An 18,470-nucleotide genomic window follows, 5' to 3' on the forward strand; every position below is an offset into this window, starting at 1 on the left:
CCAGTATAGAGAGCCCAGAATGCACGATATTAGCCAATTCACCTGCTGCAAGCGCTTCAAATTGAGGTCCAGAGATCGATTTTGATTACTATTCTAACTCTTCCCCGAATTCGTGACCGGCCGGATCAGCGCTGCCGCTGATCACCTGGCATTCATCGGCTCAAAATCTGTTCTAGCCGATCCCAGTTTGCTTCAACAGTGTAAGGACCGTGTTTGCGGTCACAACTGGTGACCGCTTGTACTCACCGGTCACGTCGATCTGCACCAGCAGATCAACAGCACGCCAAATCGAATACAGCAAGCAAGCAAACGCGAAGTAGAAGAATCGTAAGACGAAATTCTTCGACGTCGTTGCGGCCATGAACCGCTTGATACTTTTGTAGCCATTCTCGATCTCCCAGCGATATGAATACTCACGCAACAGACCGGGGTCGTCATTCGTCATGAACACCGAATACTGGCGATAATCCGTGCAATTGGAGTTGGCCCTGTGTCGGTACACAAGCGTTGTTTCGTGTCGCTCGTCGTCGTTTAACAGAAGATTCCGATCGGTCACGTACCGATCTTGATCCCACTGCAGTAATCGCTTTGCTTGGGCTTGCTCACTCGTCTGCATTCGCTTTGGAACGACGTATTGAAGCCCACGCTGGTCAATTTCCTCCAAGATATGCTGGCTATCGAACTCTCGATCCATCAAGACGTTATCGACGAGGACCTGCTCTTGAGCGGGATCTAAGAGATCCCGCACAATCTCCAACCGGGAGTCGCCCTTCTGAACCGGCCGAGCGTCCAAAACAATCGGCATTGCGTTGCCGACGAGTTGGATCGTCGCCCACTGATAAGCGTACTCACCGTCTTTCGTCCCAACGATCTCCTTTTCATGGCCTGTTCGATCGCCGGTGAATGGATTGTCCTCAGTCGTATCGATCGCAACGATGCCAGCCCGATGGAATGCATCTGTTTCGGCAACTCGATTTAGTAACCGGCCAATTGCCCCACGATACATCTCGCGGATTTCGTTGATAGAGAGGTCACAAAGGTGTGTTCGATGAGTATGTCCGAGTGGCGTTCGGTCTCGCCGAGATTCGAGTGTGAAACTTCGTGCTCCTTCGTTTGCGGCCAAATTCTCGCGCAGCCCGAGATACGTCTGCAAGTCCCAGAACGCATTCGCGTGGATCTCACAGTGGGCATCACGATCGAGCGAGAACACGGGATAAACGACTCGTGCAAGGTGCTCTGTGAGTTTGTCAGCGCGATCGAGTAGCGTTTGTCTACCGAAATTGTTCTCATCATCCACCTCATGATGGCTCGAGGATCGGGATGGCGTACGTGGAATTTCGACATCTCTTCGATTCGCCTGTCTGAGAATCGTTCGTGCACTCTGGGTAATCGTCTCTCTCAAATCGGTCGGGAAGCGGTAGTGCCACGTTCGCCACAGCGTCGACTGATCAGGAAGAATCTCTAATTCGAGTTTGTGTCGGATTGAAAGTCGTTGTGCGAGGTACTTGAGGAGTGCCGTCTCATGGTCCCATCCATAGACCTCTTTTAGCAAAAACACGCGGAATAACAGACCCATCCCGAATTTTGTTGGACCACTGTATCGATCATGTGCGCTAAAATTGACGTATTGTAGGGGGATTTCACTGATGAAATCATCGACAGAATCGTGTGCCTTGTGTGAGAACCAGACTGTTGCGATAGTCCGAATGTCTTCTTCAAGCGCGTCAAGCGAGCCACGATTATACAAAGGGGTTGAGTCGTAGGCTGGCCAGTGAAAATTCGAGGTTGTCGCAATTGATCGAAAAACATCGCGACGGGATGATCTCGTCGAACCCATGAACAAGAAGGTGGATACCATGGTCTCAAGACCTTACCTATTAATTTCAGGATAGACTACGTATCGAGTCAGTGAGTGAGCGTTCGTCCGATACTATACCCGATCAAGCCGAGTGGAATCCCAACGATGAACCCAATGAACATGACCGTACCAACGGCAATAAACGACGAACTAGCTCCTGCTTCATTCGTAACAAAACCCATGGTGAACAATCGGAGACCTGCACTAGCGCCGATACCACCCGCGATGTCGTAGCGAATTGCTGCGAAGAGAACCGGCGGCATGAACTCCAGCCCGGCTTTGATTGCCATGAATGCGATACCCCACAGGATCGACAGCAGGAGGAACAATCCGCCGTTTCGGTATGTGCTATGGATAGCTGTTCGTGACTGTGTGAATAACAGGGCCCCTGCTACAACAGGGAGAAGAGACGTCGGAGGAGAGTACATTTACAATTCAGCTAGAAACGGATATTTCGCCTCCCAATTGAGCGGCAATATTACTAATCGACTTGTCATCTTCGAGGATGCAAGTTTCGTTCGCTTACATCACCCAAATTCTATACAACCAGGGGTTAGCGAAGCATCTGGTCAATACACGTATCTGGTGTTTATTTCATCTGCCTCTCAAGAATACTGATAAGACACTGATTAGTCAGTCGAGTGCTTTCTCGGATGAGCTTCTTGGGTGCTCAGGGGGCTCTGAATCAGATTCAGTCGGTGGCGTAATGTACACAGCTGCGAGAGCGAACACAACCGCTCCACCTGCCAGCACTATTCCGACCCCAGCAAATGTCGATCCAAGACCTAAAGTATCGCTTACTGGCTGGACCACCAGCGGTGAGAGAAACTGACCAAGAAAGAACGCGCTCGTCAGAACACTGAGCGCCCGACCGTGAACAGACTCGGGAGTGACCGCCGCGATCCACGCATTGAGATTCGTCAGGAGGAATCCACTGCCAGCACCCGCGACCGCAAGACCAACGACAACACCGCGAATCGTCCCACTCACACCGATCACAGTATATCCAATACTCATGAATCCAAATGTGATCGCAACGATACCGATCACACTCAGGGATCGACGGATGCGACCATATAGCAGCGAGGCGACCCCACCAGCTCCCGTTGACGCCGCCAACGCAGCACCGATCACTGTCCCACTTGCTCCTGTCCGTGTTTCGAGGTAGAATGGGATTTGGACCGGGACCATGTAGAAAATGATCTGCCCAACCAACCCGAGCACGACGATAAGTCCGAGTATTCCGAGTGGGAGTCGAGCGAACGTCCGGTGGAAATCATCGAGACTCGTCGGACGGTCTCCAGTGGGTTCACGGCGGCTCGGCTCTGGCAACCAGAACGCCATTGCCGGGAGGAGCACTAACGCTACCGTATAGACGAGGAACGGAATCCGCCAGCCGATATCCGCGAGTATCCCCGCGAGCGGCAACAGAACGACGCCGCCGATGGACATGAACGCACCCTGTCGTCCGAGGATTGTATCCCGGCGGTTCTCCTCGTAGTAGTCGGTGATCAGTGCGGTTACCGTTACCATCACGCCTGCAACCGCCAGCCCCAGCACTGCTCGACCGGCGAGGATCGCTATCAATGAATCCAACACGAATCCTGAGCCACCGGCGAGTGCGTAGACGACTGTTGAAACCAGGAGCAACCATCGGCGTCCGTATCGATCGGCAAGCGCACCGATGATGGGTGAACCAACTGCGATGAACAACCCGTGCATCGTGAGAACGAGCCCAACGAGGACTCCCGCGTTCGGTACATTCGCAAACTCTCGCTGAATCGCGGGCAGCGCCGGGGAAATCGTCGCTCCTGCCATGATGGTCAGCATGCTGGCGAGTAATAGCGTTCCCTGGGCGATCCGCGGGTGTGGGAGTTCCGTCTCGCCGCTCATGCGGCCCTCACCTCGTTGAATACGTCTTCCAACGTGTCGCTCATGTCCAACTCGGCGAGTGCTGTGTCAATATCGATCGTGTCTCCCGTAGTGGGTTCCTCCTCACGCTTCTGCAGCGTGACCACGTGGTAGAGGTATGCGACGCGGAGGAGCCAAAGTGCTCTATCAATGTCTTCATCCGACTGGATGCGGTAGGAAACCCATCCAGAATCGGGCATGACGTGATGCTTTTCCGCCCGTTCCTCCTTGAGGAGGATATCACGAATGCGCCTGGTGAACGGGATGTCAACGAGTTTACCACGGTGGATGTGGCCGATCTCCCGCCCATCGAAAGTGAATTCACGCCCGCCGCCACGGTCGTGGGAATCGACTTTCACCCCAGACCACGCACTGACGGTCGATTCGATCGGATTCATACGCCAGCCTCCAGAGTACCGACAGCAGATGGGACAAACTGTTCGGCATGGTCAACGACCGCCTCGACGAACTCCTCGAACCGATCCTCGTATGTCTCGTCGATGAGGGTGCCGTCCTCGTCGAAGGCATCACGTACGTTCGAGACGGGCAAATCGGGACCAGGATGAGCGTTGAACTCCAGGGTGATATCGTGAAGATGGCCGAGCGCTCTGACGCCACCGAATCCACCCGCCGATACGGTGACATACGAAAACGCAGTGTTCTCGTATTCGGGATAGAGGTGGTCGAGGAGATTCTTCAGCGTGCCGGGAATCGAGTGGTTGTACTCCGGCACAACGATCACGAGTGCATCCGCCGCCTCGACTTTCTGGCCAAACGCGTCCACGTCGGGGTGGGGGTCGCTGACCGCATCGCGCCGGTTCCTGAACAACGGAATCTCGTAGTCCTTCATATCGAACAGCTCGGTATTGTGACCGTTCTCACGGAAGCGGTCAGTGACATATCGGGCGGGGTGGATCGAACTCCGTCCCTCCCGGATCGTTCCCTGTACGACGAGGATTTGCAGCGAGGGAGCGGTCATCGTCTTTCAGCTCCTTTTTGAATTTGCGTTCTGGACTGGTGTTTCTCAGTCTGTTCGTGGGGGTTACCGGTTCGATGGTGGGTTGGTGGCACCATGAGTGAGAGATGGGGAGAGTGCACTGTGGAAATTCGTGTGAATATATTCACCTCCGGAGGTGATGGTCATACCCGTACGTCTTTTTGAGAGTTCATCAGCGTCCGATCTACCTCAAAATCAGTAGGGGAGGTATAAGAGGCCTCGTTCCGATTGCAATACCTCCTCCTCTATGTGGTCCTCGACCTGTGGGTCGTGAGGAAGCCAAGCGAGGTTTGCTCAAATAGAGTTAGCACTAAATGGCTAGTCTCTTTTGTTCACTGGTATTTCCTTTTTCGAAGCTGAAAAGCGAATGAACGTGGGGAGATGACTCCGAAACGACGAACGTCGAGTTTAGGCGAGCATAAGCCCGTTCACTCTGCGTCCGCGGGGGTGTCGAAATCGTGGAAGTGCTCACCCTTTTCTTTCGTGAGAATGTTGAGCGCGGCAGCAGCGCCGTCTCCGGCAGAGATAATTGCCTCCCATTCCTCGGCACGCACCATCGCCCCCGTCGCGTAGGCGTTCGCAACGCTCGTCTCCATCGTCACATCCACATCGACGATGTCTTCATCCGTGAACGCACAACCGAGGGATTCGGCAAGCTTCCGCTTCGCGCCTGTCGCCAGCACGACATAATCGGCCACGTATCCGTTCTCGTCGGACGTGACGGTGAAACCGGATGTGCCATTCTTGACGTCTGTCACGATCTCACCCTGCCTTCTATCCACGTCGAACTCGTCCACCTGTGCGCGCGCCGTCTCGATGAATGCAGTGCCGTCCGCACTCTCGATACCGAGGTAGTTGAAAAGATGGGACTTGTGCAACCAAGTTTCGTCAGCGTCAAACACAACGGTATCGAGATCGTTTTTCGCGGTAAACAGTGCGGCGCTCAGTCCCGCTGGACCACCGCCAACGATGGCGACATCAGTCATTTTTGCCATGAACGACTAGTGGAAGAGCATCGTCGTGATTTTGAGCGTGAACATTTTCACATACTTAAGAGGGTCGTCATGCAACTAGTGAGCGGTATGCCTCGCGTACAACTCACGTTCGACGCCGCAGCACACGACGATCCACTGGCTGCGATTTCGACCGAGCTGCCCGGCGAAGAATTCAGCATATTATCGAGTCATCCCACGGACGATGGGATACTGGGGCTTGTTGAACTCGACACCTCGGAGCCGGACACCGTTATTCAATACTTCGAGGACGCCTCAGAAATGTCGTACGAGGTGCTGCACAACGACGGGCAGACGGTGGTGATCCAGTACCTGATTCCGGAAACAGAATCGAACCGAGCACTTCGCGCCTCGGGAGTCCTTCCACGATTTCCCGCACACTTGCAGAATGGATGGTTGACAGCCGAGCATACTGCTGCACACGAGCGGGTATCCCAGTTCCCGACAGAGATGGATGCTGCAGGTATTCCGTATCAAATCCAGTCGATAACACAAGCGTATGACCCAAGCGAGCTACTCACGGATCGACAGCACGAATTCATCACCGAAGCGGTCGAGCGTGGATATTACGATAGTCCACGTGAGTGTACTCTCACGGAGCTGGCGGAGGGATTCGGTGTTAATCCATCGGCTGCGAGCGGCGTACTCCACCGCGCGGAAGAAACTATTATCAAGGAAGCAATTGGCGAGTCAGCAGTCAAAGTAGATGAGAGTCGAATGCCAGAATAAACGCTTCTGCTTGAGACCTCTGTTTCGGCACGGGCCTATGGTCTAGTAGTGCTTTCCAAGGGGGAGTTATCCCAAACTCTCATCACCCTCCTATTTGGATGTTGACATAATTGTGAATATATTCACGCTAGTGCTCACAAATCTCCACCCTGTTCTCTAGCTCATGGCACCAGCGAAGGCCTATCGAAACGACAAGCATCACGAACAGACCCAGAGCAACCGCTCGCTTGCCGAAACCGGCGGGATCAAGCGACAATGACACAGCATTCCGAACCAACAGAGCCGCATATCGTCGTCATCCTCTTCAAGACAACTCCTGGAGAGACACAGTTGAGACTCAGCTCATGAATCTTCGAGAAAATGAGCACTCATCGAATGACAGAATGTAGTTCCAGTATTCAGTGGGATGTCGTCAAAGGTTGTACCATGCAAGATTTCAACTGGAAAATCAGAAGGTAGATGGAAACCTCGGTAGTTGGAAGACCACCCGTGCCAGTACTGCCAGTAATAGCTTCGTTTAAATACCACTCTCACTCCACTATTGCCAGTAAAGGAGGGAAATAGATGGTAATCGTTAGCGGTGAGAACAATTCTAGATCAAATACAGCAGAAACCGATTGTGGTTAATCTAGTACGGGTTAGGTTTTACGTACTAAGTATTAAAGCCATCGTTTACTAGAGAGGGGGTCGGTGACCCCCCTCCAATCGTTACAGAGGTTTTACTGGCAATAGTGGAGTGTGTGTGGTTTATAAGCCGAGTGAATATTGGCAGTACTGGTCGCGCTGGTGGGTTAGTGGTTATACTGGAACCCGTGGTTTTATGAGCAATACTCTCAATGAGTATTCACATGGGTCGATTTAATCGAGAATCGTTCATCATCCGAGACAAGGATGTTCTTCGGGATGATTATCAGCCAGAAACGCTCGAAGAAAGAGATGAAGAACTCGATGAATACGCAGCTGCTCTCCGCCCTGTCATTCAAGGCTGGCAACCGAACAATGTCTTTCTCTATGGAGTCACGGGTGTTGGGAAAACCGCCGCTACTCACGATCTTCTCAAAGAACTCCAAGCATCCTCCGAAGAATATGACGACGTCGATCTCAATGTTATCGAACTCAACTGTACCGGTTGTACGACCTCGTACCAAGTTGCAGTGAACCTGGTGAATGAGATACGTTCACCGACCCATCCACTTACGACGGTTACGTCTCCTCGAGAGCCGATGAGCGAAACTGGATACCAGCAAAAACGTATTTTCAACGAACTCTACAACGACCTCGAATCCATTGGCGGAACGATTCTCGTTGTGCTTGACGAAATCGATAATATCGGCAGTGACGACGACATCTTGTACGAACTCCCGAGGGCCCGCTCCCAACTTGATCTTGATGTGAAGGTCGGTGTTATCGGCATCTCGAACAACTTCAAATTCCGGGATAATCTGAGTCCGAAGGTCAAGGACACACTCTGTGAAGAAGAAATTCTCTTCCCACCGTATGATGCGTCCGAGCTTCGGAACATTCTCCGGCAGCGTGCTTCTCTTGCGCTTCATGATGACGTTCTTGAGTCCGATGTAATTCCACTGTGTGCTGCCTTTTCAGCACAGGATTCTGGCTCTGCTCGACAAGCACTCCGATTACTACGGAAGGCTGCTGATATCGCAGAAAATGAAGCGATAGATGAGGGTGAGACGTTGATTTCAGAAGACCACGTTCGAGAGGCTGAACATCAAATCCAGCGTCAGCAGGTTGTAGAGGGAATGCATTCATTGACTCGCCAAGGGCAGTATGTGTTATTAACGGTGTGTCAGCTGGCGGCAAAAGGTGAGACACCAGAGCGTACAAAAATAATCTACGAGCGCTATTGTGAGGTCCTTCGTAGTCACGGAAGTGATCCGCTGAAACGTCGCCGAGTACATGACCACTTGTCTGATTTGAGTTTGCACGGCATCCTCCGACTTGTCGATTCCTCAGGAGGGCGTGGGAACTACAATGAGTATGAACTCGATGTGTCGCTTTCATCTGCATTAGATGCGCTCGAAAACGAATTAGGAGAACAAAATTCGATTCGGGAAACTGCTAAGCGAAATCGTATTCTCGATTGAGCGGGGAACCAGTACAACCAGTACTGCCAGTATCCTCTCCACTTCTGCCAGTATTCCTTGACCAGTGATGCCAGTTTTGCCAGTACCCTCTCCATTCTTGCCAGTAAAGATAGAATTGTTTCCTATGTTGAAATGTTAGTGGTGGGACCACCGTTGCCAATATTCTACAGGGTACCTAAGCCGGGTGGTTTTACTGGCAATACTGGTGTGTCTGACGGCTATGACTAAATATTGGTATTATTGAGAGTGGATGAGGTCGCGAACTCGAAGGTACTTTCTACGTGCTAGCGATTGGCCACCACCGAAATGTGTACGATAGGTATCTGTGAATCTCGGTAATTCGTCTATCTTCTTTTTGATGCACAAATGTCTGACGTAGGCTTATGTATATCTATATGCTATAGCTATATGCATGTCCAATAGACCAATTACAGCGTGCGGTTATATCGATAAAGGAGGTGTGGGGAAAACAACGAGTATCGGGCATTTCGGCGTAGCACTCGCCGAAGAAGGCTATGACGTTCTCCTCATCGACCTCGCCGGAAAACAAGGCGATCTCGCAAAACTCTTCGGCATTGTTGATGAGATAGACCCGGAAGATTGGCCCAACATCTCGACTGTGTTTCAACCGGAATGGGAACGTGTCGTTGAACAACTCGGCGATGACGCGATCGACCAGCTCATTCACGAGACTGCTGAAGGTGTCGATTTGATACCTGCTCATCAAGGTCTGGATTCGCTTGACATCGAACTCGAAAGCAAATACAGCGGTCCGAACAAGTACAATCGATTGGATGAGTTCATCACTGAGTTCATCAGCGGACGATATGATGTTGTTCTCATTGACTTGCCGGGAATGGCGAACAATATCACCTACAATGGTGTGTGGGCGGCCCAACACGTGCTCACCCCAGTTGAAGCAGGCTCTTTCGAGGCAGATCAGGCACGAGCTCTTCAATACGACCTGCAAAAGCTCTCTGATGGATACGACCGTGATGTCTCATTAGAGATGATCATTCCGAACAAGATCGACATGCGAACAAAACTTGCGCGTCGTTACCTGGAGCAATACGAAGACGAATTCGGTGATGCACTTGCCCCTGAGCCAGTGCCCATGTCCCAGGACATCAGAAATGCCACCGAAAACGGGCAGACAATCTTTGCACTCGAAGAGCCGTCAGGAACCGCGAGAGAGGCTATTGACGCCTATCGGTCGAACGCCCGAGCCTTAGTCGAGCGAGTATAGCATATAGATATAGAATATGGCTATAGAAAATAGATATAGAATTTGGATACAGGAGATTGATATAGATGAGCAATGATGAACTCGAAGAACTGAAGAAAAGTACTCAGCGTGGTAGTCGTGTTGAAGAGGGTGCTAGTAGAAACTCTCGTGACTTCGTTGATGAGCTTGTGGATGCAATCGACGAGGTTCAAAACGGCGATGCGAGTAAAACGCTCTCGCTCTACGATCCAAAACTTTCAGCAGTCATGGTCGCTCTTCAACGGGATCCAGAACAGTTGTCTGAATGGGATATGGAGGAAGTGGATCGATCGGCTATCATCCGCACTGCATTGTGGCGTGGATTAGAACAGTTGGATGTGGATGTTGAGGCGAAAAACAAGGAAGCCATCAAACGATATGCAACCGAGAATGCAGACAACCTCCTATAGCATATGGATATAGCATATAGAAATAGAGTATAGATGTAGCATATAGATATATTGGGTTCTTCGTAAGGATTGCGCTGCCACGATTGTCCCAGGCTTCAACCATCGCAACTAAACGATTGGCTCGACAGCAACGTGTTCGTGCTGCAGATACGGCTTCTTGGTACGCCCGTCCGTCTCGAAGCTGATCACACCATGGCGGGCCAGTGTTTCGAGGTCACGACTCACTTGCCCCTTATCGCGGTCGAGCTGGCGTGCGAGATCACGGACTGACGCAACCTCGTTCTCGGCGAGATATGTGATGAGGTCACGTCGTTTTGGTGTAAGGATTTCAGCCGCGCTTTCGTGGCTCAGGACATGGACGCCTTCCATTCCACCGCGAGCTAGCGCTCGTGCCATCTGTTTCCGGCGGTCACTGGATGTCATCTGTTGTAGGATTGATCGCTGGAAGCTTCTTTGATTGTGCAACGTCAACGAGCTTTTTGTCCGCACAAACGAACGTAAGATCTTTCATGGTCTCGTGAACACGAATAATCGATTGGTTGCTCTAAAGGAAATACAGCGAGAGTTCCACGGGTCAGGTGACCCGTGGATGAATCGCGTACGCAATCGCCACAATCGGAAGAGTTAGGGCGTCTTCGCACGGTATTTCAACTGGAAGCCACCGTTAACAGCCTCTCAAAATCCGACTGCAACAAACTCGGTGAGACTGGTGGTGTCGGGCGGTGAGTGAAGCTGCCGACCTTCACGGTTCGGTGAGGTCGCTGTCGGACGGAAGTGCCGATACGACCGAATACATCGAATCGGGTGTTGTCGCTTCCACGCGACCGAAAGGGAGCGCGAAGGGAATTAAATTCGCCTGCGGTAGTCGGTCCCATTTTGGACCGTCTCCCAAGATGGAGACGCCACGGGTCACCCGACCCGTGGTACTTCACTACCTTCTCCCTGTGGGAAATAATTGACTGAACGACTTACATTCCGTTGGAAAAGATTACGCGGATACCGTGGAGGATGGCACCCATTACTTCTCGAATCCGTCCGGTAGTACTGCCATCACGCTCTCAACCGGCGAAAAGTAGTTTCGCTTGTCGACCCACGTTGTTAACCACTCATCTGCTGTCTCAACAGTTAGTTGTCCTTCAACGATTCCTCGGACAAGAAGCCCTATTGAGCCAGTTACGGGCACGTCGTACGACGATGCGAGTGAACGCCCTTGTGCATCATCTGAGGCGAGCGTTCCACCGTTCGTGAGAGCAGCTACAAGCGCCTCCGCTTCGCCGAGATCAAGCCGCTGCTGGATTTCTGGATACTCCTCTTGAAGCTCTGTGGCTGCGCTTTCCTTGATTTCGATCTCACCCGCCTCGAGCACGTCGACCGCATTTTTCAGATACGTATACCCTGCGTCGTATCCCTGTGACATTTCGCCCTTGACGGCAGGGACGGTTTGGAGACCATCAAACGTCGAAACAAGCCAATCGACAGAGTCGGTGCTCGCGTAGTTACTCAGAACTGTTGCATCAAGGAAAAGAGGGCGAGAGAATGGCTTGCTCATTCAATATCAAGTGCAACGTCGACTTCGTCTTCAAGATCGTCTTTGGTTTGCGGACCGAGGCGAAGCTCAACGCCTGCATCCTGGAGGATTTCCTCCATCTCCCAGCGAGTAACACCAGTGCGCTCTGCGGCCTTCCCGAGTGAGATTTCACCAAGGACGTAGAGCCCGATCGTCGTCGCGAGCTCCTCTTTATTTTGCACGGTATTACTGCGGCGATCGGTAGCCATAGATTCTATTTGAACAAATGAGTGGCTGACCTATTAATGTGTCTCCGACTGTCTTGACATCGGTATTCGCTTGTACGTGAGAAGCGTTGGGGTCGCAAATCCTCTCACATGTCTTCAGTTTCACTTCCGCTCTGGTTGGCTGATGTCTTTATCCATCGGGTACGAAGCGTCAAGTGCAGTCAGCGTACCCCAGCAGACGACGTGGGCTCCTGTGCCCAGACCAACCCATCCTCCCATGTTGTCTGCTTTTTCCCCTTGTCACGATGAGCTAAGTAGTGTCACGAAGAGGCTCTGTCCGAGGGTTTACCTGTCGCGTCCTCCAAGTCGGTAGTACGAATGGGTCCAAATGGGAAATCACCCCTCTCCCCACTTGCGCAAGAAGCGCTTGAGGCACTCGCAAGGAGGCTCCCGGATGAGGCTGAACTTACATACGAGGAAGCATATGCGATTCTGAAAGAGGAAGAAGATCTCGAGCGGCCTGCTGCCGAGGATATCATCGAACGACTCTACATGAAGGGCCATCTCTATGAGGTGGAGGGGAAGATCCGACTCACCGATTACGGATCTGAGTAGCGAAGATGGTCTCGTCAGTGAGGCCAAACTGGATTGTCCGGTTCTGGAATCTCGTCAACCAGCTCTTTTTCGAATGCTGACGCCCGCCATGCGATCACATTTTCTTTGCGCTGGATGTACTTCTCATCCGTTTTGAGCCACCGAGCGATTTCGGTGTACTCGTGACCGGCACACAGTAGCAGCAGCACTGCGAAATCAAACCGATCGAGATTACTCTCATTTGCATCCGCGTCAATACGATCGATAAACGCAGCGGACGCGTCTTGCATGAACGCCGTGAGAATCGCATACAGTTCTTCATCGTTGAATCCAGGGAACTCGAACCCTTCTGTGATATCGAATGATTCGGACGTGCTTTCTGCGACATCCCATCGGAAGTCTCCGATGGTAGCACGGTCACAGTCTTCGAGTGTGGCTAGCTTCTCCGGATTTTCTTGTTCCCATGTTGCTCTGGTATCAGCAATTGCCTCATTCTGTGCATGGTCGATGTACTCATCGCATCCTCGCTTTGCGATTATCGACTCGATATTCTTTCCCGATACTGTGAGGAGGATATCGGCACACCGGTCTGTCTTTTCAAGGATCCGTGCTATCTCCCGCCGAGATCCGAGATCCCCGAGCCCTGCTCGTTGTTGGGCGTTATGGACGAGACTATTGCGTCGGTCTTTCACCTCGACTAATTCACTGTCTCTGCCCGACTCCAAGATCTGAATATCAGAAAGGATTTTCAATCGCTTTGCATGCCCCACACTTTGAACAAACTCGGAAATACTGTTGAGGCGGACTTCTTCTCGGAACAACTCGTTGAGGACCGTTTCGGTCGTCAGTTCTTCAATGAGTGCAGACGCAAGCAGCAGATAGGAGAAAAACGATCGTTCGAGCTGTCCGTCGAGGTCGCTACCTGATTGAAGCTGTTCTTTGACCTCGTCTCGTTGCTCAAGATAGTATTCGAGGACGTTATCGGAATGCCCGATGAGCGCATTCTGGCGCTCGACGTACGCAACAAGTAACAGCAATTCGTTCTCGAAGGGCGTCTCTTCACTTAGTGTCTGGCACTTTTCAAGGGCACTTGTTGGGAGATGTCGGGTTAGGTAGTCGATGTCGTCGTAAACAAGTGGCGTATTAGTGGGGCAGTTGTCGATGATTGATTGGAAGTCTGAATTGTTGGTGAGTTGCTGGAGTGCGTCTCTGACTTCATCGACGTCCATTTCACTCAAGGGAGGCGACCGATACATCGCACCGCCCACAAACACTGTCGGGCCTTCGATGTCTTCGACTCTGTAGTCACCGATTGGTCTTAGTGAAACTATGTCCGCATCAATTGCAAATGAAATTTCGATATCGGCGTCACTACACACGAGTAAAAATCAGATAAAACGGAGTTATTCAACCTTCTCGTCGTACTCTTCCCACAGCGAATCGAGGTCTCTTCCCGTCTCTTCAGCGATGTGGCGCAATAACTGCGCTTTGTTTTCGAATCGCTGTAGTTGACCCTTCGTCCTCATAGTCGGTAATTCGGGTTCCATGGGTAATAAGCTAGGGGGATAGCACCGATCGCGAGCGGTTGTTTCCCTAATTACGTATCTCTCATTGCGAAGGTGAAGCGGTATGGCCAAGGTTAGTATACTATACTAACCTACTGCAGCCCGCCTCGTCACACCCTCTCCTGCCAACTACTTGTTTCGGGATTTCTCACTAACACCACTGCGTGCTCCGAGCAGTTCGTATAGGAAAACAGTATTCTCATTCCAGAGGGTGACGAGAGAGTCCTCAACAGTGAAGTGAACCTTGACGTCGCTTTTTTGCTCGAACTAGCCGCGAGCAAGATCTTTTGATGCCTATACCGAAAACTAGACTGCAGAGAAGAGAACTTAGTCCGCCGAGTTCATCCGAGGAGATGGAGTTGCGGATGTCGATTCAGGAGAAATATCGACGGGGCCATTCACGAATAGTGCATGCCCGATGAGGAGGACGGAAACAGTTGCACCGACAGGAACTGCAGCTGCCAGTGAAAGCCCAGCAGCACTGACTGCGCCGGTAACACCAATCAATGCGAGTGGGATCAACCCAAGAATGAGATCATAATATCCTGTCATAATCTATTCTATAAAATGGGGCGTAGGTACATAAGAGTTCTGCATAGCTACTCTAGAGGTTCTCAATTATCACCATATAACTCCTGAAAATGCTACCTATAACTTATAGCGTGTAGATAGTCATGCTACGCTTCAAAATTGAGCAGCTGTCGAGACGCGCAACCTGATACCAACGGCTGCGAATGTGAGTTACTACAATCAATATTTGTGTTATCGGAACGCGTTTTATGCCTCCGTTCGATGCTCTACCTGCGCTCTCACACTTGGCCAACACAATTTCCCTGCGCCATCATGCGACGCTCAAGGTTTGGCTGATTGTGAGGGCCCTGCGGTCGGCTTTCCTTGCCTTTCTCCCAGTGAGCGTTAGTGGGAGAACTGCGTTTTCGGAAAACCCAATCGGAAACGGTTCAACAGGGCTACTGACGACCGATTCTATCGGAACTTTCTGAGATCTGTCCCAGACAGGCAGTTCTGAATGTAGCGGTGCGAATTTGCTCCAAACTACCGGTAACAGAATCTCGCTCTTACTTCATAGTGGGTGACCACTACGACCAGTACTCATGCTGATTCCCATCGACATTCCCTCTATTGGAATATTCGGAACCGACCCTGGCTTGCCTTTCTGATACCTCGGTGAAATACAATCTGTGATGAATCATCAGAAATCACCAGAACTTCCCTCGCTTGAGCCTGGAATTACACTGCTCGAAACCGACGAGCGCATGACTGGCTCATTACAGTCGCTTGTCCTTGACCAGTTGCTCTTGGATGATGGCTCTGCCATCTGGATCGATGCTCACGGGCACGGGACGACACAGCCGCTGACGCGGATTACGCCGTCGATGCGTGTTCTCGATCGGATTCACATTGCGCGGGCGTTCACTCCGTGGCAACACCAGAGTCTCGTGCAGGATCTTGCTGAAGAGATTACGGACGAGACGGTGATCGCTGTCTTACCCGCTCTCGACTGGTTCTACCGGTCGGAGGATCTTCCCCGTGGTGATGATGAGCGCATGCTCTCGACCGTGGCTAAGCGGATCGACGAGCTTGCCGAGCGATTTGAGATTCCAGTGCTCTTGACGTTGCAGACGGACGATACCCTGACAGCACCAATTCACGATATCGCTGATCAGACGATTCAGTGTGAACAGACCAAATTTGGCCCACGGTTCGCAGGCGAGGAGTACGAGACGTTGGTGTACCCGTTGGAGAATGGACTGGTGCAAACGACACTCGCGTATTGGAAGCGTGTGCTGGCGAATCGGCATCCGGCGATTGTTGATGCTGACGTTTCACCGGAGGTGAGCGCAAATGGGGCGTACTAACACAACGTATCGCGATTTGCTCCGAGCGATGGAGTCGCGGTGGCAGGAGTATCGGCGGGCACTCCGACATGCTGATCAAGTTGTGTTCGATCGGCTCTTCGAATATGCTCGCGCCCATGCGGATGCGAGTGGGGTTCAGAATCACCAGTTCGTCGAGATTCCAGCGCTGATCTCGATGCTTATCGAGCAGCAAAAACAGATCGATGATTTGGAAGACCGGCTCGATCATATTGAAGACGATTTGAACGATCAGGGATAAGTCGATGGTGTACAAAATCGACTACGCCGACGGCGACGTGCTCAGATGGTCGGTAACTGAATCCGGGATGAACTACGAGGTCGATGAGTCGTATACACCGACAATTTACGTGTCGGTGCATGGTGACGGCGACTTTTCGACGGCACACGCTGCACTTCGTGACCATCCTGCTGTTGTTCGGGTTACTGTCGTCGATGAACGCGTGAGTTTTCGCCACGACCCTGAGCAAGTACTCCAGGTGGACGTGGTCGACCCCAAGGCGGTCAATTCAGTGGCGCGAATGGTGAGCAAGTGGGGCTCGCCTGGTGAGTATCGCTGCTACAACGTCGACTTCTCGCGGGAGTTTCGGTATTGTCTCGAAGAGGAGACTGACCCACTTCCTACTCATGAACTCTCACAGATGGAGATTGCTGTCTCGGAAACAGAACTCGCGAGTGAGAGAGTTACTGAACTCACGATCGACGATAAGACGGTTACTGGGAATGGCCAAGACGTGCTAACGACGTTATCGTCTCGTGTTGAGTCGGTTGATCCGGATGTTCTCTTCTTGAATACCAGCGACCTCATTCCCGTTCTCTTCCAGCAAGCTGATCGACTTGACGTGGAGTTTCAGCTTGGACGACGGTCAGGATGGCAACAGCTGGCGGGTGAATCAACCTACGAAAGCTACGGGCAGGTCGGGCATTCACCGGCACGGTACAATCTCCCCGGTCGAGTGATCATCGACGGTTCGAATACGTTCATGTGGAATCAAACGAACCTCGATGGCTGTTTGTATCTTGTCGAGCAGTCGGGCAAACCACTGCAGGAGTTGGCGTGGTCGTCGATCGGGAATATTCTAACTGGGATTCAGATTCAGGAAGCACGTAGGCGAGACGTGCTTGTCCCGTGGCGTTCGTGGCGTCACGAGAAGTTCAAAACGATGCGCCAACTGCACGACGCCGACCGAGGTGGGTTCACCTTTGCACCGGACGTCGGGTTGCACGAGGACGTGCATGAACTCGACTTCTCCTCACTGTACCCGAATATCATCGTCACGCGGAACGTGAGTCCCGAGAAGATTTGCTGTGAGTGTCACTCTGGGAGGGAGGACGTGCCGGGCATCGGGTATTCGATTTGCGACGACCGGGGCTATCTGCCGGACGTGCTTGAGCCGTTGATCGAAGATCGTGATGCGATCAAAGCCGAAATTCGCGAGACTGAGGACGAGGAACGTCGCGAGGAATTGGAAGGCCAATCCAGTGCGATCAAGTGGATTCTGGTCTCCTGTTTCGGCTATCAGGGGTTTTCGAACGCGAAGTTCGGGCGAATTGAGTGCCACGAGGCGATCAACGCGTATGCACGAGAGATTCTGTTGGAGACGAAAGCAGTGCTCGAGGAGCATGGATGGCGGATTGTGCATGGCATCGTCGATAGTGTGTGGGTGACGCCGATCGAAGGCGAGGAACAGACGTCGCTGTCTGCGCTAGTATCGGGGATTTCCGAGGAGGTGGAGATTCGGCTTGAGTATGAAGCTCACTACGACTGGATATCGTTTGTGCCGTTACGTGACTCGGATGCTGGTGCGTTGACGAAGTACTTCGGGAAGGTCGCTGGTGAGGATGAGTACAAATATCGCGGGATTGAGTGTCGCCAGCGAAGTACGCCGTCGTATATCGATAAGGCGCAAAAGGAGTTGATTCGAGCGGTGGATGCGTATCGTGATCCAGAGGCGGTTTGTGAGGTGTTGCGGTCGTGGGTCGATCGACTTGAACGTGGGGCGGTTGATCCGAATGAGTTGGTGATCACGAATCGTGTTTCGAAGAAGAAAGAGGACTACACACAGTCAACACGGAGCGTGGCGGCACTGGAGCGAGCGGCTGATTTGGGGTTGGTGCGTGCGCCTGGGCAGAGCGTGTCGTATGTGGTGGTGGACGATGGGAAGCAGTCGCGAGAGCGGGTGCAGTTGGCGAGTGAGGAGTTAGACGAGTATGATACTGGATTTTATCGGGAGTTGGTGGTTCGTGCTGCGGCGAGTGTACTGTCGCCGCTTGGGTGGCGTGAATCGGATATTGAGGAGGAATTGGGGCAGTATACCGAGTCGAGTTTGGCGTCGTTCGGATAAGATGTACGACCCGACCGGAAGATTCTCCGGAGAACCGGTCGGGTCAGACT

The 18,470-nt window shown here is 52.1% G+C and carries 19 protein-coding genes and 1 pseudogene; 8 read left to right on the top strand and 12 right to left on the bottom strand.

All coding sequences use genetic code 11. From position 1 onward, the window contains the following. Positions 1-172: 172 nt before the first annotated feature. The 6 genes and pseudogenes from AC1XDK_RS24195 to AC1XDK_RS24220 form a co-directional block, all read right to left on the bottom strand. Positions 173-1,837, bottom strand: coding sequence for a transposase (locus AC1XDK_RS24195; RefSeq protein WP_483352591.1), 1,665 nt, complete (start codon positions 1,835-1,837; stop codon positions 173-175). A 238-nt stretch (positions 1,838-2,075) separates the two neighbouring features. Further along, positions 2,076-2,214, bottom strand: a pseudogene (locus AC1XDK_RS24200) (DMT family transporter); the annotation flags it as partial. 277 nt (positions 2,215-2,491) lie between these two features. Beyond that, positions 2,492-3,751 carry an MFS transporter gene (locus tag AC1XDK_RS24205; protein ID WP_483352592.1) on the bottom strand — a complete coding sequence of 420 codons (1,260 nt, stop codon included), beginning with the start codon at positions 3,749-3,751 and terminating at the stop codon, positions 2,492-2,494. Then, positions 3,748-4,167 carry a luciferase domain-containing protein gene (locus AC1XDK_RS24210; RefSeq protein WP_483352593.1) on the bottom strand — a complete coding sequence of 140 codons (420 nt, stop codon included), beginning with the start codon at positions 4,165-4,167 and terminating at the stop codon, positions 3,748-3,750. The genes AC1XDK_RS24205 and AC1XDK_RS24210 overlap by 4 nt, the downstream gene beginning before the upstream one ends. Next, the gene (locus tag AC1XDK_RS24215) at positions 4,164-4,748 is read right to left on the bottom strand and encodes an NADPH-dependent FMN reductase (protein ID WP_483352594.1); all 585 of its coding nucleotides are present in this window, start codon (positions 4,746-4,748) and stop codon (positions 4,164-4,166) included. Before AC1XDK_RS24215 ends, AC1XDK_RS24210 begins: the two co-directional genes overlap by 4 nt. 446 nt (positions 4,749-5,194) lie before the next feature. Further along, a complete protein-coding gene (locus tag AC1XDK_RS24220) occupies positions 5,195-5,752 on the bottom strand; it encodes an NAD(P)/FAD-dependent oxidoreductase (protein ID WP_483352595.1) in 558 nt (185 codons plus the stop codon). Here AC1XDK_RS24220 and AC1XDK_RS24225 point away from each other — a divergent pair. The 4 genes from AC1XDK_RS24225 to AC1XDK_RS24240 all read left to right on the top strand — a co-directional run bounded on the left by AC1XDK_RS24225 (position 5,639) and on the right by AC1XDK_RS24240 (position 10,287). Then, a complete protein-coding gene (locus AC1XDK_RS24225) occupies positions 5,639-6,508 on the top strand; it encodes a helix-turn-helix domain-containing protein (protein WP_483352694.1) in 870 nt (289 codons plus the stop codon). The genes AC1XDK_RS24220 and AC1XDK_RS24225 overlap by 114 nt on opposite strands. 848 nt (positions 6,509-7,356) lie before the next feature. Next, positions 7,357-8,613, top strand: coding sequence for a Cdc6/Cdc18 family protein (locus AC1XDK_RS24230; protein WP_483352596.1), 1,257 nt, complete (start codon positions 7,357-7,359; stop codon positions 8,611-8,613). Positions 8,614-9,025: 412 nt separating this feature from the next. Beyond that, positions 9,026-9,859: a ParA family protein gene (locus AC1XDK_RS24235; RefSeq protein WP_483352597.1), complete on the top strand. Its 834-nt coding sequence runs from the start codon at positions 9,026-9,028 to the stop codon at positions 9,857-9,859. Positions 9,860-9,924: 65 nt separating this feature from the next. Further along, complete coding sequence (locus AC1XDK_RS24240) at positions 9,925-10,287, top strand: DUF8115 family protein (protein ID WP_227777979.1); 363 nt, start codon at positions 9,925-9,927, stop codon at positions 10,285-10,287. 108 nt (positions 10,288-10,395) lie between these two features. On the opposite strand, the gene AC1XDK_RS24245 is transcribed toward AC1XDK_RS24240, so the two are convergent. The 3 genes from AC1XDK_RS24245 to AC1XDK_RS24255 all read right to left on the bottom strand — a co-directional run bounded on the left by AC1XDK_RS24245 (position 10,396) and on the right by AC1XDK_RS24255 (position 12,063). Further along, complete coding sequence (locus tag AC1XDK_RS24245) at positions 10,396-10,710, bottom strand: HVO_A0114 family putative DNA-binding protein (protein WP_483352598.1); 315 nt, start codon at positions 10,708-10,710, stop codon at positions 10,396-10,398. A gap of 595 nt (positions 10,711-11,305) precedes the next feature. After that, complete coding sequence (locus AC1XDK_RS24250; RefSeq protein ID WP_483352599.1) at positions 11,306-11,836, bottom strand: PIN domain-containing protein; 531 nt, start codon at positions 11,834-11,836, stop codon at positions 11,306-11,308. Then, a complete protein-coding gene (locus tag AC1XDK_RS24255; RefSeq protein ID WP_069452556.1) occupies positions 11,833-12,063 on the bottom strand; it encodes a DUF7317 family protein in 231 nt (76 codons plus the stop codon). The genes AC1XDK_RS24250 and AC1XDK_RS24255 overlap by 4 nt, the downstream gene beginning before the upstream one ends. A gap of 336 nt (positions 12,064-12,399) precedes the next feature. Between AC1XDK_RS24255 and AC1XDK_RS24260 the strand changes: the two genes are divergently transcribed. Then, positions 12,400-12,636 carry a hypothetical protein gene (locus AC1XDK_RS24260; protein ID WP_483352600.1) on the top strand — a complete coding sequence of 79 codons (237 nt, stop codon included), beginning with the start codon at positions 12,400-12,402 and terminating at the stop codon, positions 12,634-12,636. A 14-nt stretch (positions 12,637-12,650) separates the two neighbouring features. Here AC1XDK_RS24260 and AC1XDK_RS24265 read toward each other — a convergent pair whose 3' ends face one another. From AC1XDK_RS24265 to AC1XDK_RS24275, 3 genes are all read right to left on the bottom strand, one after another. Continuing rightward, complete coding sequence (locus tag AC1XDK_RS24265; protein ID WP_483352601.1) at positions 12,651-13,994, bottom strand: hypothetical protein; 1,344 nt, start codon at positions 13,992-13,994, stop codon at positions 12,651-12,653. Positions 13,995-14,018: 24 nt separating this feature from the next. Then, positions 14,019-14,141, bottom strand: a complete 123-nt coding sequence (locus AC1XDK_RS24270; protein ID WP_265338454.1) for a hypothetical protein — start codon at positions 14,139-14,141, stop codon at positions 14,019-14,021. A gap of 366 nt (positions 14,142-14,507) precedes the next feature. Next, the gene (locus AC1XDK_RS24275) at positions 14,508-14,732 is read right to left on the bottom strand and encodes a DUF8015 family protein (protein WP_483352602.1); all 225 of its coding nucleotides are present in this window, start codon (positions 14,730-14,732) and stop codon (positions 14,508-14,510) included. 650 nt (positions 14,733-15,382) lie between these two features. Between AC1XDK_RS24275 and AC1XDK_RS24280 the strand changes: the two genes are divergently transcribed. Genes AC1XDK_RS24280 through AC1XDK_RS24290 form a run of 3 tightly spaced genes read left to right on the top strand, consistent with a single transcriptional unit; the run spans position 15,383 to position 18,420 of the window. After that, positions 15,383-16,057 (top strand): P-loop NTPase family protein, encoded by a 675-nt coding sequence (locus AC1XDK_RS24280; RefSeq protein WP_483352603.1) that lies wholly within the window; start codon positions 15,383-15,385, stop codon positions 16,055-16,057. Beyond that, positions 16,044-16,316, top strand: a complete 273-nt coding sequence (locus AC1XDK_RS24285) for a DUF8156 family protein (protein WP_483352604.1) — start codon at positions 16,044-16,046, stop codon at positions 16,314-16,316. Before AC1XDK_RS24280 ends, AC1XDK_RS24285 begins: the two co-directional genes overlap by 14 nt. A gap of 4 nt (positions 16,317-16,320) precedes the next feature. After that, complete coding sequence (locus tag AC1XDK_RS24290) at positions 16,321-18,420, top strand: type B DNA-directed DNA polymerase (RefSeq protein ID WP_483352605.1); 2,100 nt, start codon at positions 16,321-16,323, stop codon at positions 18,418-18,420. Positions 18,421-18,470: the final 50 nt, after the last annotated feature.

This window comes from Haladaptatus sp. HS23, from assembly GCF_056892285.1.